The 21,467-nt window shown below is 68.1% G+C and carries 19 protein-coding genes and 1 pseudogene; 10 read left to right on the plus strand and 10 right to left on the minus strand.

Going from position 1 to position 21,467, the window contains the following annotated elements:
- Positions 1-16: 16 nt before the first annotated feature.
- Entirely contained in the window at positions 17-634 is a 618-nt protein-coding gene (locus tag OK015_RS11765; RefSeq protein ID WP_268131626.1) for a DUF3159 domain-containing protein, read from the plus strand.
- Here OK015_RS11765 and OK015_RS11770 read toward each other — a convergent pair.
- A complete protein-coding gene (locus tag OK015_RS11770) occupies positions 631-1,308 on the minus strand; it encodes a potassium channel family protein (protein WP_268131628.1) in 678 nt (225 codons plus the stop codon). The genes OK015_RS11765 and OK015_RS11770 overlap by 4 nt on opposite strands.
- Positions 1,309-1,345: 37 nt before the next feature.
- Entirely contained in the window at positions 1,346-2,029 is a 684-nt protein-coding gene (locus tag OK015_RS11775; RefSeq protein ID WP_268131630.1) for a potassium channel family protein, read from the minus strand.
- A gap of 134 nt (positions 2,030-2,163) precedes the next feature.
- Here OK015_RS11775 and OK015_RS11780 point away from each other — a divergent pair, with 134 nt between their 5' ends.
- The 4 genes from OK015_RS11780 to dxs are packed head-to-tail and all read left to right on the plus strand — an operon-like array spanning position 2,164 to position 8,840.
- Positions 2,164-4,158 carry an APC family permease gene (locus OK015_RS11780; protein WP_268131632.1) on the plus strand — a complete coding sequence of 665 codons (1,995 nt, stop codon included), beginning with the start codon at positions 2,164-2,166 and terminating at the stop codon, positions 4,156-4,158.
- Positions 4,159-4,181: 23 nt separating this feature from the next.
- Positions 4,182-5,417, plus strand: a complete 1,236-nt coding sequence (locus OK015_RS11785) for a class I SAM-dependent RNA methyltransferase (RefSeq protein WP_442791241.1) — start codon at positions 4,182-4,184, stop codon at positions 5,415-5,417.
- Positions 5,414-6,877, plus strand: a complete 1,464-nt coding sequence (locus OK015_RS11790) for a cation:proton antiporter domain-containing protein (protein WP_268131633.1) — start codon at positions 5,414-5,416, stop codon at positions 6,875-6,877. Before OK015_RS11785 ends, OK015_RS11790 begins: the two co-directional genes overlap by 4 nt.
- Before the next feature lie 49 nt (positions 6,878-6,926).
- On the plus strand, positions 6,927-8,840 hold the full coding sequence (gene dxs, locus OK015_RS11795; RefSeq protein WP_268131635.1) for a 1-deoxy-D-xylulose-5-phosphate synthase: 1,914 nt from the start codon (positions 6,927-6,929) through the stop codon (positions 8,838-8,840).
- Positions 8,841-8,935: 95 nt separating this feature from the next.
- Here dxs and OK015_RS11800 read toward each other — a convergent pair whose 3' ends face one another.
- From OK015_RS11800 to OK015_RS11810, 3 genes are all read right to left on the minus strand, one after another.
- On the minus strand, positions 8,936-10,225 hold the full coding sequence (locus tag OK015_RS11800) for a ribonuclease D (protein WP_268131637.1): 1,290 nt from the start codon (positions 10,223-10,225) through the stop codon (positions 8,936-8,938).
- 1 nt (position 10,226) lies between these two features.
- Positions 10,227-10,862: a DUF3000 domain-containing protein gene (locus OK015_RS11805; RefSeq protein ID WP_268131639.1), complete on the minus strand. Its 636-nt coding sequence runs from the start codon at positions 10,860-10,862 to the stop codon at positions 10,227-10,229.
- A gap of 120 nt (positions 10,863-10,982) precedes the next feature.
- Positions 10,983-11,777, minus strand: coding sequence for an enoyl-CoA hydratase/isomerase family protein (locus OK015_RS11810; protein WP_268132651.1), 795 nt, complete (start codon positions 11,775-11,777; stop codon positions 10,983-10,985).
- Between the two features lie 99 nt (positions 11,778-11,876).
- On the opposite strand from OK015_RS11810, the gene hemE reads away from it, so the two are divergent.
- From hemE to OK015_RS11830, 5 genes and pseudogenes are all read left to right on the plus strand, one after another.
- Positions 11,877-12,926, plus strand: coding sequence for a uroporphyrinogen decarboxylase (gene hemE / locus OK015_RS11815; protein ID WP_268131641.1), 1,050 nt, complete (start codon positions 11,877-11,879; stop codon positions 12,924-12,926).
- Positions 12,923-14,311 (plus strand): protoporphyrinogen oxidase, encoded by a 1,389-nt coding sequence (locus OK015_RS11820; protein ID WP_268131642.1) that lies wholly within the window; start codon positions 12,923-12,925, stop codon positions 14,309-14,311. The genes hemE and OK015_RS11820 overlap by 4 nt, the downstream gene beginning before the upstream one ends.
- Positions 14,312-14,316: 5 nt before the next feature.
- Positions 14,317-15,012: a hydrogen peroxide-dependent heme synthase gene (gene hemQ / locus OK015_RS11825; RefSeq protein WP_268131643.1), complete on the plus strand. Its 696-nt coding sequence runs from the start codon at positions 14,317-14,319 to the stop codon at positions 15,010-15,012.
- A gap of 5 nt (positions 15,013-15,017) precedes the next feature.
- Positions 15,018-15,085: pseudogene (locus tag OK015_RS29255) on the plus strand (16S rRNA (guanine(966)-N(2))-methyltransferase RsmD); the annotation flags it as partial.
- Between the two features lie 3 nt (positions 15,086-15,088).
- The gene (locus OK015_RS11830) at positions 15,089-15,838 is read left to right on the plus strand and encodes a class I SAM-dependent methyltransferase (protein WP_268131645.1); all 750 of its coding nucleotides are present in this window, start codon (positions 15,089-15,091) and stop codon (positions 15,836-15,838) included.
- Between the two features lie 9 nt (positions 15,839-15,847).
- Here the strand turns inward: OK015_RS11830 and OK015_RS11835 are convergent, their stop codons facing one another.
- The 5 genes from OK015_RS11835 to OK015_RS11855 all read right to left on the minus strand — a co-directional run bounded on the left by OK015_RS11835 (position 15,848) and on the right by OK015_RS11855 (position 21,459).
- On the minus strand, positions 15,848-17,128 hold the full coding sequence (locus tag OK015_RS11835) for an amidohydrolase family protein (RefSeq protein ID WP_268131646.1): 1,281 nt from the start codon (positions 17,126-17,128) through the stop codon (positions 15,848-15,850).
- Between the two features lie 179 nt (positions 17,129-17,307).
- Positions 17,308-17,733: a peptide-methionine (R)-S-oxide reductase MsrB gene (gene msrB / locus OK015_RS11840; RefSeq protein WP_442791242.1), complete on the minus strand. Its 426-nt coding sequence runs from the start codon at positions 17,731-17,733 to the stop codon at positions 17,308-17,310.
- Positions 17,734-17,742: 9 nt separating this feature from the next.
- On the minus strand, positions 17,743-19,041 hold the full coding sequence (aftC, locus tag OK015_RS11845; protein ID WP_268131647.1) for an arabinofuranan 3-O-arabinosyltransferase: 1,299 nt from the start codon (positions 19,039-19,041) through the stop codon (positions 17,743-17,745).
- Positions 19,042-19,061: 20 nt separating this feature from the next.
- Positions 19,062-20,654, minus strand: a complete 1,593-nt coding sequence (locus tag OK015_RS11850; RefSeq protein WP_268131649.1) for an alpha/beta hydrolase — start codon at positions 20,652-20,654, stop codon at positions 19,062-19,064.
- A 19-nt stretch (positions 20,655-20,673) separates the two neighbouring features.
- A complete protein-coding gene (locus OK015_RS11855; protein ID WP_268131650.1) occupies positions 20,674-21,459 on the minus strand; it encodes a pyrimidine reductase family protein in 786 nt (261 codons plus the stop codon).
- Positions 21,460-21,467: the final 8 nt, after the last annotated feature.

The raw sequence follows: 21,467 nt of genomic DNA on the forward strand, positions 1-21,467 counted from the left end.
GAGCCAGCTAGGCGGCATGAGCGGTCTGATCTACTCGTCGCTGCCCGTCGTCACCTTCGTGGCGGCCTCCAGCCTGTTGGGCCTGCTGCCCGCGATCGGGGCGGCACTCGGTGTGGCCGCATTGGTCCTCGTCTGGCGGCTGATCCGACGGGATTCCACGCAGCCCGCGTTCTCCGGGTTCGTCGGAGTAGCCGTCTGCGCGCTGATCGCCTACATCGTCGGAGCATCCAAGGGCTACTTCCTGCTCGGCATCTGGATCTCGTTGTTGTGGGCTGTGGTCTTCGCCCTGTCCGTCCTGATCCGACGGCCGCTGGTCGGCTACGCCTGGAGCTGGGCCACCGGGCGCGACCGGGCCTGGCGCGACGTCCCGCGCGCCGTCTACGCGTTCGACGTCGCGACGGTGTGCTGGGTGCTGGTATTCGGGGCTCGGTTCGTGGTGCAGCGGCTGCTCTACGACGCCGACCAGACCGGCTGGCTGGCCGCGGCGCGCATCGGGATGGGCTGGCCGCTGACCGCGCTGGCCGCGCTGGTGACCTACGGGGCGATCAAGGCCGCGCAGCGCGCCATGGCCGGTGCCGGAATCGGATTCGGCCCGGCGTCCGTGCAGCTCGACGCCGACACCGTCGGCGACTAGCTGGCGGGCGGCACCACCGCCGGCAGCAGCAGCTTGCGCAGATCCTCTTCGGCGTCGGCGACCGCGACGAACAGCAACTCGTCGCCGCCTTCCAGTGGCTCGTCGTCTTCCGGCACGATGACGCGCGGCCCGCGCAGGATGGTCACCAGCGCGGTATCCCGGGGCAGGTCGAGCCGGCGTACCGGCTTGCCGCCCCAGGGCGTGTCGTCGGGCAGGGTGATCTCGACCAGGTTGGCCTGGCCCCGCCGGAATTCCATCAGGCGCACCAAATCGCCCACGGCGACGGCCTCTTCGATCAGCGAAGCGAGCATCCGCGGGGTGGACACCAACACATCCACACCCCAGGCGTCGGTGAACAGCCATTCGTTGCGGGGGTCGTTGACCCGGGCCACCACCCGGGGCACCGCGAACTCGGTCTTGGCCAGCAGGCTGAGCACCACGTTGGCTTTGTCGTCACCGGTCGCGGCGACCACCACGTCGAAATCCTCGAGGTGCACCGACTCCAGCAGGCTCAGTTCGCAGGCGTCGCCGAGACGCCAGTGCGCGGCAGGGATCGCGTCGACGTCGACGTGGTCGGGGTTACGTTCGATCAGGGTGATGTCGTGGTTGTTCTCGAGGAGCTCGCGAGCGACCGAGCGGCCGACCGCGCCGGCTCCGGCGACAGCTACCTTCATGTGCGGCGCTCCTTAGTCGCGGTCGGGCGGCGCGGGCTCAATGCCCCGCCCCCGAATCGATGTCGTCGGCGGGCGGCAGGGCAGCGATGGCCACCGCCTCGGCTGCGCGGCCGGATATCGCGGCGATGTAAACCTGATCGCTGGCCTGGATGACCGTCTTCGGCTCGGGCAGGATGCCGGTGCCGAACCGGATCAGAAAGGCCACCCGCGCGCCGGTGGCCTGCTCCAGATCGGTGGCGCGCCGGCCCGCCCAGTCCTCATGCAGGACGACCTCGGCGACGGCGACCGTGCCGGTGGGGTCGCGCCACTTGGCGGTCTCGCTCTCCCGGGTGAGCGCGTTGAGCAGGCGGTCGGTGGTCCACGGCACGGTGGCAATCGTTGGGATGCCGAGGCGTTCGTAGACCTCGGCACGCTTGGCGTCGTAAATCCGGGCCACCACCCGCTTGACGCCGAACGTCTCACGGGCCAGCCGGGCCGAGATGATGTTGGAGTTGTCGCCGGAGGACACCGCGGCGAAGGCGTCAGCCTCCTCGATGCGAGCCTTCAGCAGCACATCGCGGTCGAAGCCCTGGCCCAGCACCCGCTCGCCGGCGAACTCGGGGCTCAACCGATTGAACGCCGAGCTGTCGCGGTCGATCACCGCGACATCGTGGCCAATACGGGACAGCCCGTCGGCCAACGAAGAGCCCACCCGGCCGCAGCCCATCACAACCACCCGCACGTCAGGTCCTCTCGGCTGGGTCGAAGTCTGTGTCATTCCATCGGCAAACCTGTGTGGCCAGCCGATTTCGGTCGGGAACATTCTCGCCCACGGAACGCTACCGGCAAGGCCTGTTGCGCTTACTCTTGGCTCTCGTGTCCAAACTTTCAACCGCAGCGCGCCGGTTGCTCATCGGGCGGCCGCAGCGTAGCGACCGGCTGAGCCACACTCTGCTGCCCAAGCGCATCGCGCTGCCGGTGTTCGCCTCCGACGCACTGTCCTCGGTCGCGTACGCGCCGGAGGAAGTCTTCTTGATGCTGTCGGTGGCCGGCGCGGCGGCGTACGCGCTGACGCCGTGGATCGGGCTTGCGGTGGCCGCGGTGATGCTGGTGGTGGTGGCCAGCTACCGGCAGAACGTGCATGCCTACCCGTCCGGCGGTGGCGACTACGAGGTGGTCACCACGAACCTGGGCGAGACCGCCGGCCTGGTCGTGGCCAGCGCCCTGATGGTGGATTATGTTCTCACCGTTGCTGTTTCGACCTCTTCGGCGATGGCGAACATCGGCTCCGCGGTCCCGGTGGTGGCCCAGAACAAGGTGTGGTTCTGCGTGGTCGCCATCGTGGTGGTGATGGCGTTGAACCTGCGTGGGATCCGCGAATCCGGGGTGGCCTTCGCGATCCCTACCTACGCGTTCATCGTCGGGATCGTCGTGATGATCGGGTGGGGGCTGATCCGGATTTTCCTGCTGGGCAATCCGCTGCGAGCCGAATCCGCCGGCTACCAGATGCATGCCGAGCACGGCCAGATCGTCGGTTTCGCGTTTGCGTTCCTGCTGGCCCGGTCGTTCTCGTCGGGTTGTGCAGCGCTGACCGGTGTCGAGGCGATCAGCAATGGAGTGCCGGCATTTGAGAAACCCAAGTCGCGCAACGCCGCAACGACTCTGCTGATGCTCGGCGCCATCGCGGTGACACTGCTGATGGGCATCATCGTGCTGGCCCAGCAGATCCACGTGCAGCTGGTCGACGATCCCGCCACACAGCTGGGCGGAATCCCGGCCGGCTACCTGCAGAAGACACTCGTTACTCAGCTGGCGGAGACGGTGTTCGGCAGCTTCCGCATCGGGTTTCTACTCATCGCCACGGTGACCGCGCTGATCTTGGTGCTGGCGGCCAACACCGCGTTCAACGGCTTCCCGGTGCTCGGCTCGGTGCTGGCGCAGCACAGCTACCTGCCGCGCCAATTGCACACGCGCGGAGACCGCCTGGCGTTCTCCAACGGGATTCTGTTCCTGTCGGCGGCGGCTCTCGCGTTCGTCATCGCGTTCCGTGGTGAGGTGACCGCGCTGATCCAGCTCTACATCGTCGGGGTGTTCATATCGTTCACGCTGAGCCAAATTGGCATGGTCCGGCACTGGACCCGATTGCTGCGCACCGAAACAGATCCGCGGGTGCGGCGCCAGATGGTGCGCTCGCGCGTGATCAACACCGTCGGCCTGCTGTCTACCGGCGCGGTGCTGTTGGTGGTCCTGGTCACCAAGTTCTTTGCCGGGGCGTGGATAGCGATCGTCGCGATGGGTGCGCTGTTCGTCATCATGAAGATGATCCGCAAGCATTACGACACCGTCAGCCGCGAACTGGAGGAACAACGAGCCGCCCAGGACGACGTGGTGTTGCCCAGCCGCAACCACGCGCTGGTGCTGGTGTCCAAGCTGCATCTGCCGACCCTGCGGGCGTTGGCATACGCGCGCGCGACCCGTCCCGACGTGCTCGAGGCCGTCACGGTCAGCGTGGACGACGTGGAAACCCGTGCGCTGGTGCATGATTGGGAGCATAGCGAGGTCAGCGTGCCACTGAAGGTCATCGCCTCGCCGTACCGCGACATCACCCGCCCGGTACTCGATTACGTCAAACGGGTCGCCAAAGAATCACCGCGCACCGTGGTAACGGTGTTCATCCCGGAGTATGTCGTCGGCCATTGGTGGGAGCAGGTGCTGCACAATCAGAGCGCGCTTCGGCTCAAGGGCCGGCTGCTGTTCATGCCCAACGTGATGGTGACTTCGGTTCCGTGGCAATTGAGTTCGTCGGAGCGGCTCAAGACCCTGCAGCCGCACGCGGCTCCCGGTGACGCCCGCCGCGGAATCTTCGACTGAAGCGCCTCGGCGAGGAAAACGTAGTGAATGCCGAGGCGTCACCGTCACCGTCAGCCGGGGAGCTGACCCTGGTCGCCGGTGCTCCCGCCAACGGCGGCAGCTGCGTGGCTCACCACGAAGGCCGGGTGGTGTTCGTGCGCTACGCCCTACCCGGCGAGCGGGTGCGGGTGCGGGTTACCGCTGATCGCGGATCCTATTGGCACGCAATGGTTGTCGAGGTCATCGAGCCATCGTCGGATCGGACCGAGTCGCTGTGCCCGATCGCCGGGGTGCACGGCGCCGGGTGTTGTGATCTGGCATTCGCCACACCGGAGGCAGTGCGGACGCTCAAGGCACAGGTCGTCGCCAATCAGCTGGAACGGCTGGGCGGCCACGGCTGGAGCGGCGAGGCGGAACCGCTGTCGGACACCGGTCCCACCGGCTGGCGCACCCGGGTGCGCCTCGAGGTGGGCGCGGACGCTCGGCCCGGCTTCCACCGCTACCACAGCGACGAGCTGGTGACCGACCTGCGTTGCGCGCAGCTGCCGGCCGGGATGCTGGACGGACTGGCGCAGGCGTGTTCGGCGGCCGACCTGTCGCCGACCGCGCAGCTGCACGTCGCCCTCGACGATGACGGTCACCGGCACGTGGTGCGCACCCTGCGCCAAGGCGGACGGGCGGCGACCAATGTGGTGCAGGGCGGCTACGAGACCACCCAGCGGGTGGGGCGGCGCAGCTGGCAGGTGCCGGTGACCGCATTCTGGCAGGCGCACCGTGACGCGCCGCGGGTCTACAGCGGTCTGGTCGCCGACTGGGCCCAGCCCGGCGCCGGCATGACCGTGTGGGATCTCTACGGCGGCGTGGGCGTTTTCGCCGCCACCCTTGGTGATGCGGTCGGGGAGTCCGGGCGGGTGCTCACCGTCGACACCTCGCGCGCGTCGACGCGGGCAGCGCGGGCCGCTCTGGTCGATCTGCCGCAGGTGGAGGTCGTCACCGATTCGGTCCGCCGGGCGGTGTCGACGCAACGCACGGGTGCCGACGTCGCGGTGCTCGATCCGCCGCGGTCCGGCGCCGGACGCGACGTCATCGACCTGCTGGCCGCCGCCGGTATTCCGCGGGTGGTGCACATCGGTTGTGAGGCAGCGTCTTTCGCCCGCGATATCGGCCTGTACCTGGCCCATGGCTATGCGGTCGAGAAGATCAAGGTGTTCGACGCGTTCCCCCTGACCCATCACACCGAATGCGTTGCGCTGCTGACCCGCGAACGCTCGCCCTCGTGAACGAGCCGCTGCGGTACGCGCTGATCGTCTTGTTTTGCAGCGCTGTCGGTTTGGTCGCAGTGTTGGCGAACCGTCTGACCGAACGGGCGAAAGTCCCGGTGGCCCTGCTGGTGTTGGTCGGAGCCGCCGTGGCGGTGCACACCGTGCCGGTGGTGCAGCAACCGTCGGAGCGGACGGTGGAGCGGGTGATCACCATCGCGCTGGTGCTGGTGTTGTTCGACGGCGGTATGCACATCGGGCTGTCGCGCTTCCGCGCGGCGGCTCTGCCCATTCTGTCGGTCGGCGTCGTGGGTACGGGCCTCACCGTTGCCGGCGCGGCGCTGATGCTGCACTACGTCTGCGGAGTCGGCTGGTTCCCGGCAGTGCTGGTGGCCACCGCGGTGGCTCCCACCGATCCGGCGGTGGTTTTCTCGGTCCTCGGCAAACGCGAGATTGCCGGTCGCAGTAGCACCATCCTGGAGGGCGAGTCGGGTGCCAATGATCCGGTCGGCATCTCCCTGATGGCCAGCCTGATCGCCGCCGGTGGCCTCAGCGCAGCCGGATTCGCCAGCGTGGGAGTCGAATTCGCTCTGCAAATGGTGGTCGGCCTGGCCGTCGGGGTGATTGGCGGCCGCGCCCTGCTCGTGTTCATGCGCCGCGTGGCATTACCGAGCGAAGGCCTCTATCCGCTGCGGACATTGGCATCCATTCTGATGCTGTACGGCATCGCCACTCTTGCGCATGGCTCGGGATTTCTGGCGGTGTTCGTCGCCGGCATCATCATCGGTGACGCGCGCGCGCCCTACAAGCCGGAGATCAAGCGATTCCATGCCGCTCTGTCCGGCCTGGCCGAAATCGTCGCGTTCGCCGTCCTGGGCTTGACGGTCGACCTCGACGTGCTGGCCCACCGCGATGTATGGATTCCCGGGCTCCTGCTCGGGGTGGCCCTGACGGTCGTGATTCGGCCGTTGGCGGTGGGCGGCTGCCTGGTTCCCGTTCAACTGCGGCGCAACGAACGACTTTTCATACTCGTCGCCGGCCTCAAGGGTGCGGTGCCCATCCTGTTGGGCGAGTTCCTGCGCGCCGCCCACGTCGCGGATGCCGAACGTCTGTACGGCATCGTGGTCGTCGTCGTCGCCTTCTCGGTTCTGGTGCAGGGCAGCTCGGTGCCCGGTATCGCGAAGCTGTTGCGCCTGCCCATGCGTACGGTCCAAACGCGGCCCTGGCAGATAGCGGTGCGGCTCCAGGACGAACCGCACGGGGTCCATCGCCTGCACGTTGCCGCGGGGTCGGCCGCCGAGGGATGCACGATCGAGGATCTCGGTGACCGGGCCGGGGACATCTGGGTGAGCATCGTCGTGCGCAGTACCGGCCCGGTGGCGGCGCGCGGCGACACCGAATTTCAGGCCGGTGACGAGGTCGTCGTGCTGGCAGATCCCGAACTTCACGACACCCTTGCCGAGTTATTCGGCCCTTCGTAGCCCGATTGCTTACCTGCTGTTCCTGCGTGTCGCTGCGTAGACTGTCGGGATGCTGGAACAGATCCGCGGCCCTGCCGATCTGCAGCCCCTTTCACAGCAGCAGCTCCGCGATCTGGCCCAGGAGATCCGTGAGTTCCTGATCCACAAGGTGGCTGCTACCGGGGGGCACCTGGGACCGAACCTCGGTGTCGTCGAGCTGACGCTGGCGCTGCACCGGGTGTTCGACTCGCCGCACGACCCGATCATCTTCGACACCGGCCACCAGGCCTACGTGCACAAGATGCTGACCGGGCGCGGCCAGGACTTCGAGACCCTGCGCAAAAAGGGCGGCCTGTCGGGGTATCCGTCGCGCGCCGAGAGCGAGCACGACTGGGTGGAGTCCAGCCACGCCAGTGCGGCGTTGTCCTACGCCGACGGCCTGGCCAAGGCGTTCGAGCTGACGGGGCACCGCAACCGGCACGTGGTCGCGGTGGTCGGCGACGGCGCGCTGACCGGCGGTATGTGCTGGGAGGCGCTGAACAACATCGCGGCGTCGGGTCGCCCAGTCATCGTCGTCGTCAACGACAACGGCCGCAGCTACGCGCCCACCATCGGCGGTGTCGCCGACCACCTGGCCATGCTGCGGCTGCAGCCGGCCTACGAGCAGGCGCTGGAAAAGGGCCGCGACGTGGTGCGTGCGGTGCCGCTGATCGGTGAGATCTGCTACCACTTCATGCACAGCGTCAAGGCGGGCATCAAGGACTCGCTGGCGCCGCAGCTGCTGTTCACCGATCTGGGGCTGAAGTACGTCGGCCCGGTCGACGGTCACGACGAACGCGCGGTGGAGGCCGCGCTGCGGCGGGCCCGCGGTTTCGGCGGCCCGGTGATCGTGCACGTCGCCACCCGCAAGGGCATGGGGTACGCCCCGGCCGAAGACGACGAAGCCGAGCAGATGCACTCCTGTGGCGTGATCGATCCCGTCACCGGCCAGGCCACCAAGATCCCGGGCCCGGGCTGGACGGCGACCTTCTCCGAGGCACTGATCGGGTACGCGAGAAAGCGCCGCGACATCGTCGCGATCACCGCGGCCATGCCCGGCCCCACCGGGCTGACGGCGTTCGGGCAACGATTCCCGGATCGGTTGTTCGACGTCGGCATCGCCGAACAGCACGCGATGACCTCGGCGGCCGGGCTGGCGATGGGTGGGATGCACCCGGTGGTGGCCATCTACTCGACATTCCTCAACCGGGCTTTCGACCAGATCATGATGGACGTGGCGCTGCATAAGCTGCCCGTCACCCTCGTGCTCGACCGCGCCGGGGTCACTGGTTCCGATGGTCCCAGCCACAATGGCATGTGGGATCTCTCGATGCTCAACATCGTGCCCGGCATGCGGGTCGCCGCACCGCGCGACGCGACTCGGTTGCGCGAGGAACTCGGTGAGGCGCTGGAGGTTGACGACGGCCCGACGGCGCTACGGTTCCCCAAAGGTGATGTGGGCGAAGATATTCCGGCCCTGGAGCGGCGGTCGGGAATCGATGTGCTGGCGGTGCCTGCCGATGGGCTGAACCACGACGTGCTGCTGGTGGCCGTCGGTGCGTTCGCCCCGATGGCGCTGGCGGTGGCCAAGCGTCTGCACAACCAGGGGATCGGTGTGACGGTGGTCGACCCGCGGTGGGTGTTGCCGGTGTCCGACGGTGTCCTCGAACTGGCGGTGCAGCACAAGCTGCTCGTCACATGTGAGGACAACGGCGTCAACGGCGGTGTGGGGTCCGCGGTTTCGGCGGCGCTGCGGCGCGCCGAGATCGACCTGCCGTGCCGCGATGTCGGGTTGGACCAGGTGTTCTACGAGCACGCGTCACGGGGAGAGGTGCTGGCCGACCTCGGACTGACCGACCAGGGCGTGGCCCGCCGAATCACCGGTTGGGTTGCCGCGCTGGCCAGTTCGGAGTCCGAAGCGGAGATCCGCGAACACCTCGACTAGTTGACGCGTAGCGGGCTCGCCCCGGCACTTCGACATCGACGTTTCTGCGGCGACACGCCGGCGTGCTGCGCGCTAGCGTCGATCTCGGCGGATCGCTAAGCCTCGTGCGGCGGTTGCAGCGCGTCGGCCAAAACGGGGTCCACGAGCTCGCGTTGCCACGCCCGCGCCTGGCCCGCGCACAGGAAGTCTTCGACGGCCGCCAGCGGATCTGGCGCGTCCGCCCAGTCCCAGCACAATCGTCGCACCAGGTCGGGCGAAACCAGGTTCTCCGTCGGGACCTTCACCCGCTCCGAGAGCTCCGACAGCCCGGCCCGGGCCGCCTCCAGTCGGGCGGCGGCCTCCGGCTTGCGTCTGCTCCATCGCGCCGGTGGCGGCGGCCCGTTCGGCGGCTCGGCGTCTTCCGGCGGATCCTGGCTGGTACGGGCCCTTTCCAGCGCGCTCAACCAGGTGGCCGCGCTGCGCCGTTGGTTGCGCCCACCGAACACCGGCAGCGCGATCAGGTCTTCGACCGTCTTCGGATCGGCGAGCGCGGCGTCGATGATCGCCGAATCCGGCAGAATGCGCCGCGGTGCGATGTCGCGGCGCGCCGCGATGTTGTCGCGGGTCGTCCACAGTTCGCGCACCGCGGCCAGGCCGCGGCGGTCACGCACTTTATGGATACCCGATGTTCGCCGCCAGCGGTCGCGTCGAGGCAGCGCCTCCTTGCCGGCCTCTCCCGTTTTGAAGGCCCGCAGGTAGTCGAATTCCTGTGCAGCCCAATCGGTTTTGCCTTGCTCGGCCAGCTCCGCGGCGATCGCCGCTCGCAATTCGACGAGCAGTTCGACGTCCAGGGCGGCGTAGTTGAGCCAGTCCGCGGGCAGCGGCCGCTTGGACCAGTCGGCCGCGCCATGCCCCTTGACCAGCCCATGACCCAGCAGCCGTTCGGTCATCGCCGCCAGGTTCACCCGGTCGAATCCGGCCAGGCGTCCGGCGAGCTCGGTGTCATACAGCGCGGGTGGCCGCATGCCGACCTCGGCCAGACAGGGCAGATCCTGATCGGCGGCATGCAGGATCCATTCGTCGGTGCTCAGCACCTCGGCGACTGGCCGCAGCGCCGTCAGGGGATCCGCCCCATGGCTGACCGGATCGATGAGCACGGTGCCGGCGCCGGTCCGCCGGATCTGGATCAGGTAGGCCCGGTTGGAGTAGCGGAAACCCGACGCCCGCTCGGCGTCCACCGCGAACGGACCGTGCCCGCGGTCCAGCAGTCGCGCGGCTTCCGCGATCTGGCTGACGGTCACCGAGAGTTCGGGCACGCCCTCGGCCGGGTGCAGGAGCGGGGCGGGTGCGGGTTCGGTGTTATCGGGCTCGCTGCGGTCGGGCCCGGGGGCCGCCGGTTCGCCCATGTCAGGCGCGTGACCGCGAGCTCAGGTCGGTGACCCCAGCCGGCGGTAGACCTGCGGCGTGCTCCAGCACCTCGCAAAACGCCTCGACATGCCCGCCCACGGCGGGTGAAGTCGCCGTCCACGACGCCCTCAGCTCGAGCTGGTGGGCACGCGGCGGCCCGGAGATGTCGCCGTAGCGCACGGAGGTGGTGGCGGTGACGGTGCCGCCCAGTGCGGTGACCTGGTCGGTCCGGGATTCCAGCGCGTCGACCAGCCAGCTCCACGCGACCTCCGGCAGCAGGGGATCGACGGCTTCACTGGGGTCCAGGTCGGCCTGGATGTAGGCGACCAGGCGCGTGGTGCCGTCCCAGGCGTCGGCGCCGTCCGGGTCGTAAAGCAGGATCAGCCGGCCGAATGCGTCGCCCTCGGATCGCTCGGGGACGATCTCGAGGTCGGGGTGCTTGACTTCGGCGCCCAGCGCGTAGCTGAAGGGTGCCAGGCGTTGCGGCGGCCGGATCGGGCCCAGTTCGATCTCCGGCCGGGCATTGACGGCGTTCATCGCCGCCACCGCCTCGCGGAATGGGGCCGGTTCGACTGAGGTCACTGGCGCCACTCCTCCTCGTCGCTCCCGCTCCGCATCGTCGTTTGCGGGGGTCACAACGATCGACGCTAGACCCATGGCCGGACCCCCCGCGACAGGCGCGCCGATTTCCAAACCCGTCGCGACCAAGCTGTTATCAGGATGTAGCACATCGTGATCAAACCACGTTAGGCCTGCTCAGCCCGTAAATCTGGCCGGGCGTTTTTCGCGATGCGCGGCGAGGCCTTCCTGCACGTCGGGGCCGCTGAAACTCAAGAATTCCAGGCCGAGCGACGTCTCGAAGGCGGGCGCGAACATGCGATACCAGTGGTTGAGGCTGTGTTTGGTCCATCGGATCGCGGTTTGAGCTCCGTGTGCCAGTTCATTGGCGATCCGGGTTGCCGTCGGGAGCACGTCGTCGTCATCGACGCAGGTGGACACCAGGCCGATGCGCTCGGCTTCCTCGCCCAGCAAGGTGTCGCAGGTGAGCAGGTAGTACTTGGCCTTGGCCATGCCGACCAGCAGTGGCCAGCAGATCGCGGCGTGGTCGCCCGCCGCGACGCCGAGCTTGGTGTGCCCGTCGATGATCTTGGCGGTCCGTCCGGCCACCGAGATGTCGGAGAGCAACGCCACCACCAGACCGGCGCCGACGGCGGGGCCCCGGATCGCCGAAACCATCGGCTTGTCGAAGTTGACGATGTTGAGCACCAGGTCGCGGGCCTCGCGCATGATGCGGATCCGGCCCTCGTAGTCGTTGATGGTCTCGTCGATCAGCTCGAAGCTGCCGCCGGAGGAAAACGCCTTGCCTTCACCGCGGATCAGGACGACTCGTACGTCGGGGTCGCGATTGATGGCCGGCCAGACATCGGCGAGATCGCGGTGCATTTGCGGACCGACCGAGTTCAGCCCGGGAGCATCGAGAACGACCGTGAGGACGCCGTTGTCGCCGGGTTCAAAGCGGAGGCTGGGGAATTCGTCGTAATCGACGGAGATCGGGGCTAGTGACACCGGGTTGATGTTACGCAGCGGGCACCAGGTGCTCCCGGGCCACCGCCCGGCCCTCGTACCTGCGCCGTGGCAGCATTGAGTCCAATGAGTACCCGTCGCGAACTTCCCGAGTCGCCCTACCTGGCCGCCGTCAACGGCCGCAAGCCCGGCCGGGTGCCGGTGTGGTTCATGCGGCAGGCCGGCCGTTCGCTGCCCGAATACCGGGCGCTGCGCGAACACCACACCATGCTGGCGGCGTGCTTTGAGCCCGAGGTGGTCTGCGAGATCACCCTGCAACCGATCCGGCGCCACGACGTCGACGCCGCGATCTTGTTCTCCGACATCGTGGTACCGCTGCGCGCCGCGGGCATCGACTTGGACATCGTCGCCGACATCGGGCCGGTGATCGCGCACCCGATCCGCACCGAGGCTGATATCGAAGCCATGAAACCCCTTGACCCGCAGGCGATTCAGCCGGTCTGCCGGGCTGTTTCGCTGCTGGTCGAGGCACTCGGCGACGTCCCGCTGATCGGTTTCGCCGGTGCGCCGTTCACGCTGGCGTCCTACCTGGTCGAGGGTGGCCCCAGCCGCAACCACGCCCGCACCAAGGCGATGATGCTGGCCGAACCGGCGAGCTGGCACGCGCTGATGTCGAAGCTGACCGATCTCACCGTGGAGTTCCTGCGCGGCCAAATCAACGCCGGGGTGGACGCCATCCAGGTGTTCGACTCCTGGGCGGGAACGCTGTCGCTGGCCGACTACCGCCAATACGTGCTGCCGCACAGCTCCCGGGTGTTCGCGACGCTGGCCGAACACCGCCTGCCGATGACGCATTTCGGGGTCGGGACGGCCGAGTTGCTGGGCGCGATGGGCGAAGCGGGCGCGTCGGTCGTCGGGGTGGACTGGCGAACATCGCTCACCGATGCCGCCGGCAGAGTGCGGCCCGGCACGGCGCTGCAGGGCAATCTCGACCCCGTGGTCGTCCTGGCGGGCTGGCCCGTGGTGGAACGCGCGGCGCGGGCCGTCGTCGATGACGGCCGCCGCGCCGTCGACGCCGGCGCCGCGGGCCACGTCTTCAATCTCGGTCACGGAGTGCTGCCCGAGACCGACCCCGGCGTGCTGACCGACCTGGTGGCACTGGTCCACTCGCTATGACCCCGCAGTCGTATTGCGTTGTGGGCGGCGGGATTTCCGGCCTGGCCGCGGCCTACCGGCTGCGTAGGGCGGCCGGCGACGACGCGAGCATCACGCTGTTCGAGCCGGGCGAGCGGCTGGGCGGGATCCTGCGTACCGAGCAGGTCGGCGGACGGCCGATGGACCTGGGCGCCGAGGCGTTCGTGCTGCGCCGGCCCGAGATGCCGGCACTGCTGGCCGAGCTGGGCCTGTCGGATCGCCAACTCGGTACCACCGGTGCCCGGCCGTTGATCTACAGCCAGGCCGTGCTGCACCCGCTGCCCACGGCCACGGTCGTCGGGATTCCCTCCTCGGCGGCGTCGGTGGCCGGACTGGTCGACGACGCCACTGTCGCGCGCATCGACGCCGAGCCCGGCCGCCGGTTGGACTGGCAACCCGGAAGCGACCCGGCCGCAGCCGAATTGGTGGGCGACCGGTTCGGCGAGCAGACCGTGGCCCGATCCGTCGACCCGTTGCTGAGTGGGGTGTACGCGGGCTCGGCGGCCACGATCGGGCTACGCGCCGCGGCCCCCAGTGTGGCGGCGGCGCTGGATCGCGGCGCCCCCAGCTTGACCGACGCGGTCCGGCAGGGGCTGCCGCCGGCGACCGGCGCCCCGGTGTTCGGCGCGCTGGACGGTGGCTATCGGGTGCTGATCGACGAGCTCGTCGAACGCAGCCGGTCGCGGTGGGTGCGGGCCGCGGTGGAACGGCTCGAGCGCGCCGGGCAGGGATGGGTGCTGCGCGATGACACCGGGGCCGACTGGAATGCCGACGCGGTGATCCTGGCCATCCCCGCCCCGCGGCTCGCGCGTCTGATCTCTCGCGTGGCTCCGCAGACGTTTGCCGCCGCGAGCCGCATCACGAGTGCGTCGTCGGTGGTGGTCGCGCTCGCGGTGCCGGGCGACACGGCGTTCCCGGAGTGCTCCGGGGTGCTGGTGGCCAGCGGTGAGCAGTTGCGGGGCAAGGCGATCACGCTGTCTTCCCAAAAATGGGGGCGCAATCGGGGCATACCGGGCGAGCTGCAATTCCTGCGGCTGTCGTTCGGGCGATTCGGTGACGACTTGGCCGCCACCGCCTCCGACGAGGAGCTCCTGGCCTGGGCGCTCGACGACCTGGCCACGGTTTTCGGGCTGGCGGTCGAACCGGTGGATGCTCGCGTGCAGCGGTGGATCGACGCGATGCCCCAGTACGGGCCGGGCCACGCCGACGTGGTCGCGCAGCTGCGCGCCGGCCTGCCGGCGACCGTCGCCGTGGCGGGCAGCTACCTCGACGGGATCGGCGTGCCGGCCTGTATCGGCGCGGCCGGCAAGGCGGTCGACCGGGTGATCAGGGCCGTCGAGGCCATGAACGCGGAAGTGGCACGATAGGTCTCATGGCCAAACTTGACTATGACGCCCTGAACTCGACGATTCGCTACCTGATGTTCTCGGTGTTCTCGGTCGAGCCCGGCGAGCTCGGTGAGCAGCGCGACGCGGTAGTCGACGAAGCGACCCGGTTTTTCAAGCAGCAGGAAGAACGTGGGGTCGTGGTCCGCGGCCTCTACGACGTCGCGGGTCTGCGCGCCGACGCCGATTTCATGATCTGGACACACGCCGAACGGGTCGAGGCGTTGCAAGCCACTTACGCCGACTTTCGCCGCACCACCGCGCTCGGGCGGGCCAGCTCGCCGGTCTGGAGCAGCGTGGCGCTGCATCGCCCGGCGGAGTTCAACAAGAGCCACATCCCCGCGTTCCTGGCCGGCGAGGAGGCCGGCGCCTACATCTGCGTGTATCCGTTCGTGCGGTCTTACGAGTGGTACCTGCTGCCCGACGAGGAACGCCGCCGGATGCTCGCCGAGCACGGCATGGCCGCCCGCGAGTACAAGGATGTGCGCGCCAACACGGTTCCGGCGTTCGCGCTGGGCGACTACGAATGGCTCCTGGCCTTCGAGGCGCCCGAACTGCACCGGATCGTCGACCTGATGCGCGAATTGCGCGCCACCGACGCCCGCCGGCACACCCGCGAGGAGACACCGTTCTTCACCGGGCCGCGGGTGGCGGTCGAACAGCTGGTGAATGCACTGCCATGACAACCCGCGCCGGCGACGATGCAGTGGGGCACCTCCCGCTCGCGGGGGACGAAGCGATGAGGAGGAGCGGCGCCAGATGACGACAGTCGACCCGACCGACCCCACCCGTTTCGAGCAGATGTATCGCGATGACCGGCTGTCGAACGGCCTGCCGGCCGCCACGCCGTGGGACATCGGCGGCCCCCAGCCGGTGGTCCAGCAATTGGTCGCGCTGGGTGCGATCAAGGGGGAGGTGCTCGACCCGGGCACCGGCCCGGGGCACCACGCGATCTACTACGCGTCGGCCGGGTACTCGGCCACCGGCGTCGACGGTTCGGCAGGTGCGCTGGAGCGGGCCCGGGAAAACGCGCAAAAGGCCGGGGTCTCAGTGAATTTCGAGCTGGCCGACGCGACGAAGCTGGAGGGGCTGGAGAACCGGTTCGACACCGTCGTCGACTGCGCGTTCTACCACACCTTCAGCACCGAACCCGAGCTGCAGAAGTCCTACGCGCAGGCGCTGCGCCGGGCCACCAAGCCGGGCGCGCGGCTGTACATGTTCGAGTTCGGCCAACATGATGTCAACGGTTTCACGATGCTGCGGTCGTTGTCGGAGAAGGACTTTCGTGACGTGCTCCCGTTAGGCGGCTGGGAGATCACCTATCTGGGCACGACGACCTACCAGGTCAACATCAGCGCCGAGTCCATCGAGATGATGGCGGCGCGCAATCCCGACATGGCCGATCGGGTGGAGGACATGCGGGCACGGTTCCGCGCGATGGAGCCGTGGTTGGTCAACGGCCGGGTGCATGCCCCGTTCTGGGAAGTCCACGCCACCCGAGCGGACTGACGTTCGTTGCTAAACGTTGCCGCGGGTCGCGTCGGCCAGCGCGTTCGTAATCCGGTCACCCTGCTGGTGATGGCTCAGCGCGCGGATGGACACGTCATGGCCTTCGGCCGCCCGACGTAGCGCGCCGACCGTGGCCTGCTCGCGCGGATGGTGGGCGAACGGGTCGAATGAATACCAGCGCATGGCGTTTTCGTGGGTCATTTTGTCGATGTCGGCGTCCGAGACGCCGTGGCCGGTGAGAACGTCCCACAGTTGTTCGGGAGCGCCGGGCCACATCGAGTCGCTGTGCGGGTAATCGGCCTCCCACGCGATGTTGTCGATGCCGATATGGTGTCGCAGCTGTACTCCGACGTCGTCGCTGATGAAGCAGGTCAAGAAATGCTCGCGAAACACCTCGCTGGGCAGCTTGCCGCCGAAGTCCTGGTGCGTCCACGTCGAGTGCATCTCGTAGGTGCGGTCGGCGCGCTCCAGGAAGTACGGGATCCACCCGGTGCCGCCCTCGCTCAGCGCGATCTTGAGACCGGGATATTTCTTGATCGGCGCCGACCAGAGCAGATCCGCGGCGGCCTGCACGATGTTCATCGGCTGCAGCGTGATCATCACGTCCATCGGCGCGTCAGGAGCGGTGATGGCCAGCTTTCCCGAGGAGCCGATATGTACGTTCATCACCGTGTCGGTATCCACCAACGCTTCCCAGAGCGGCGTCCAGTAGTCGTCGTGAAAGCTGGGACGACCCATCGCCGCCGGATTCTCGGTGAACGTCAACGCGTGCACGCCACGATCGGCGTTGCGCCGCACCTCGGCCGCGCATGCTTCGGGATCCCAGATCACCGGTAGGCACATCGGGATGAATCGGGCCGGATACGCCCCGCACCACTCCTCGACATGCCAGTCGTTGTAGGCCCGCAGCAGGGCCAGGCCGAACTCGGGGTCCTCGGTGGCGAACAGCCGGCCGGCGAACCCGGGAAACGTCGGAAAACAGATCGAGGCGAAAATCCCGCCCGCGTTCATGTCCTTGACCCGCTCGTCGATCTGCCAACACCCCGGCCGGATCTCGTCCAGCCCCTGGGGTTCGAGCCCGTACTCCTCCTTCGGCCGGCCCGCCACCGCGTTGAGAGCCACGTTCGGGATCACCACATCACGAAATTGCCAGCTATCGCTGCCATCTGGGTTGTGCACCAACCGTGGCGCCTCGGCGGCGTACCTCTCGGGCAGGTGATTCTTGAACATGTCCGGCGGTTCGACGATGTGATCGTCGACGCTGATCAGGATCATGTCGTCTTTAGTCATATTCGCCTGATTCCCGATCCCTAGCTGAACACCATACCGTTGGCGCAACGGTACAACGCCTGGCGAGCCGGCGAAAGGTGTGCGGCAGCCGGGAAGTGTGCGGCTCAGGCCCTGCGCCGGGCATCGACTTGTCGGGCCAATCCGGCCCAGATCGCGACAGCAAGTCGACGTTCGACCGCTTAGGCGTCCGTGGGGACTAGGCGCAGCGAAATCGAGTTGATGCAGTACCGCTGGTCCGTCGGCGTCGGGTAGCCCTCGCCGGCGAACACGTGACCCAGGTGGCTGTGGCAGTTCGCGCAGAGCACCTCGGTGCGTGTCGTCCCCAGCGAATGATCGGGACGCAGGATCACCGCGTCGGAGTTGGCCGGGTCGAAGAACGACGGCCAGCCGCAGTGTGAGTCGAATTTCTCCGTGCTGCGGAACAATTCAGCACCGCACGCCCGGCATTCGTAGACGCCCTGGGTCTTGGTGTCGGTGTACTCGCCGACGTATGGCCGCTCGGTGCCGGCGCGACGCAGCACCTGAAACTCCTGTGGGTTGAGTTTCTTGCGCCACTCGTCATCGGTGAGTTGCACCTTGGGCTGCGACAAGTCGGGGGAAGTCATGCGTCCACGCTAGCTCGAATGGCGTGCGGCCGGCAGCCAGGCCGGATCGATGCCCTCGTCCAGCCGGTTCTCGGCCTTGGCGTCCAGGTAGCGGAAGCAAAGCACGGTGAACGCCACGATCAACAGCAGTGACCAACCGTAGGTGATCTTCAGGTAGTGCAGCGCGCGGCCGTACCGCATAAACCGGTAAATCAGCCAGTCGTCCAGGGTCATGAAGCCGTAGATCCCCAGCCAGGCCGGCCAGTTGCGGATCAGCGAGTTCTGCAGCACGACCGTCATCAGGAACGGGAACAGCATCATCGAGTAGTAGCCCTGGGCCAGCGGCAGTACCAGCCAGGAACACAGCAGCAGCACACCCGACGAGCTGGTGAACCAGAACAGCGGGTCCTGGGTGCGGTAGTAGCGGTACAGCAGCCACAGCGCGCCGATCGCGATCAGGATGAACAGAATTCGCAGGGACACGATCAGCCAGGTGGGCAGGCCGAAGTACACGCCATTGCCCTCGATCGAGCTGTTGAAGTAGTCCCGGGTGCCCCCGATGTACGGCAGCGTTTTGGTGACGAAGTCCATCGGATCGCTGACCAGCGGCCAGGCGGCGATGTTGACGACCGCGGGCACGACGAACGCCGGCACCAGCGCCCGCCACTGCCGGTTGAGCAGTGGCAGCAACAGCAGCGGAGCCAGCACGGGTTTGAGCGTCAGCGTCAGACCGATCACCAACCCGGCCCACCACTGATGGCCCACCTTTCCGTCCAGCAGCCAGCGCAAGAACAGCACCTCGGCCAGCAGGACGCAGCCGTTGATGTTGGTGAACACCAACGTGCTGGTCACGCTTTCGGTGCAGAACATGGCCAGCAGCAGGGCCGGCGCGGCCACCGAGGACAGGGTGAACTTGAACAACCGCAGCAGCAGGTACCAGGCGATCAGGATGGCGACGGTGTTGATCAGGATGAACAGGTAACGCGACGGGTTGAAGGACAGGTAACCGAAGGGCGCCATCAACAGCGTGCCGCCGGGCGGGTACAGGTAGTGCGGGTCGACGTAGTCGAAGTGCTCGTTGTAGATGTCCCAGCCGTGCCGGAAGTTGAGGACCGCACGGTAGACCGGCTTGAAGTCGTCGGTGATGTTGCCGTTGAGAGTGAGCACGATGCTGCGGTGCAGTACCGAGAAGATGGCGAGGGGCCAGAGCGCCGACCGAAAAAGCGTCGCGGTGCTGGGTGGCCCGGTGGGGGTACGGAAGGGGGTCAGCACCCTGTCGCGCAGGCCGGTCCGAGTCGAGTCAGCTGCCGTCACCAGCGCACCGTACACCGGCGCGCCGGACCGGAGAATCAGGCGGGGCAGTACGTGTCGGTTCCGGGCAGCTTGCCGCTGTCCAGGTAGCCGACCAGCGGCGGGACGGCACAAGGCGTGTAAATGCTCGCTCCGTGGCCGATGCCCTGCCACATCACCCGCCGGCTGGCCGCGCCGGCGTTGATGATCGTGGCCGCCGTCTGGGCGACGCCTTCGGAGCCCACGATCGGGTCGTTCTGCACGCCCAGCAGCACGACGTCGACCTTGAGGTCCTTGGGCGGTGCCGGCGGCGAGATCGTGGGCCAGTGCACGCACTTGATCAAGTTGAGCGCGGCGACCGTGCCGAATTGCGGATAGAGCTTGGCCCAGGCGACCACGAGCTCACGGACGCGGTCCGGGGTCGGACGATTGATCGCGTCGCTGCAGGAGTTGACGAACTGCCCGTCGGTGTCCTGGGTGGCGTCGGCGTGGTTGATCAGGTTGGTCAGCTGGTTGGTGTCACCGGAGCGGGCCGCGGCCAGCGCGTTGGCCAGGCTCGTGGCGGCGGCGACGCGGCCGCCGGAGGGGAAGCCCAACGCGACGGTGATGGCGTTGACGACCTCGGCCAGCGACGCGCCGCCGGGCCCCCTGCCGGCCCGGGCATCGGCGAGCAGCGCGCTGACGGCGCCCTTGGGATCGGGACCCAGTGCGCAATTCACCGCGACGCATTGCGCGGCGAACGCGTCGAGCGCGGCCTGCTGTCCCTTGACCTGCTGCTCGGCGGCCGCCTCGGCGTTGACGCCCAACGCCACCGGCGAGTCGAGGATCAGGCGGGCGACCTTGTCGGGACGCGACGCCGCGTAGGCCAGCGCGACCTGGGCGCCGTTGCCGATTCCGAGCAACGCGACCGAGGGCACATCCCAGAGACTGCGCAATCGCTCGATGTCCGAGGCGGCGTGGGAGTTGTCGTAGGCGCTGGAACCCGGCGCGATGGCGTCGGTGCAGTTGGTGGTGGCGGTGTTGGAGACGTCCGACAGGTTGGCGACCGGGTCGTCGCCGCTCTGGAATTGCGCCTGATCGCGCATCGCCTGGCGATCGGAACGATCCCGGCAGTCGATCGGGCTGGACATGCCGATACCGCGGCGGTCCACGGCGACGATCGGGTGGGCCGCCACGAGATCGGTACCCGCCCGGGACAGCCACACCGGCAACTGCGTCGACGACGGCAGGTCGGAACCGGTGGTGAAGACGACGGGGCCCGCGTCCTTGGGGGTCTGGTTCGACCGGGCGCGTACCACGCCGACGGTCACGGTTCCCGACCCGCCGTTGACCGGGTCGAGGTCGGCGTCGTAGTTCGCGCAATCCAGCTGGACGCCGGCGGAGTCGGGGTGAACGCCGGCATCGTTGAACACCTTCGACGTGCAGTCGTGCCACGACAAGTCGTTCTTCGGCGCGGCGATCGGGGGCGGACCGCTCGGCGGGGGCTTGGTCGTGGCCGCGCCCTGTGGTCGGGCGCCGGCGTTGGTCGCAAACCTCGGGTCGGCGGCCAGGCCCGGGACGCAGCCGGTCAGCAGCACGGTCACGACGATGGTCAACGGGACCAGGGTCGTCGCGGACCTGATGTGCCGACTCATGCCGACCACAGTAGCCATCCCACCCGGTTTCACCCGGCTAGGCATGAGCCCGCACGTAGCGCGTGTACAGATACCCGGCCTCATCGGTCAGGAGGTGCGTGCAGTCCATCCGGGTCAGCGCCTGACCGGGGCCCGTCGCGATGCGCCGGGCCAGCCCGCCGACGACATACGGCGCGATCGTCAGACACAGCTCATCGAGCAGGTCCCGCTGCATGAACGAGCCGAGCAGCATCGGCCCGCCTTCGGTCAGCACGCGACGCAGGCCGCGGGCCCGCAGGATCGCCAGCAGCGCGGCCTCGTCGACGCTGCCGGGATCGCTGCCGGAACAGTCGACGACCTCGGCCAGGTCGCCCAGCAGGCCGCGTGTCTCGCCGGCCGCGGCCGTGCAGGTGAGCACCAGGGGTGCCACCTCGGTCCGGGTGAACACCCCCAAATCCCGGTCCAGGCGACCGGCCTTGGTGACGATGGCCAGTTGCGGGACTTCGGTTTGCCCCCGGGCTTGGCGCTGCTGGCGTTGGGCGACGCCGAGGTGCGCTCCGGAATAACCCTCGACCCGGACGGTGCCCGCGCCGACGACGATGACGTCAGCGAGTTCGCGCAGCAGGTTGAAGATGACGCGGTCGCCGGGCCCGGCCATGGAGCCCGATTTGCCGTCGGCGGTGGCCCCACCGTCGATGCTGGTGATGAAATTCGCTCGCACCCAGGTCTTGGCCCCGTCCGGGTAGCCGTAGAGCCGGGGCAGTTCGCCGTCGTCGAGTTCGCGGCCCGACCCCAGCAGGGTCAACGGAATCTCGGCAGCTCTGCCGGTGCCAGCGTCGGGCATGAGGACGA

This window comes from Mycobacterium sp. Aquia_216, from assembly GCF_026723865.1.
In the GTDB taxonomy this organism is placed as follows: Bacteria; Actinomycetota; Actinomycetes; order Mycobacteriales; family Mycobacteriaceae; genus Mycobacterium.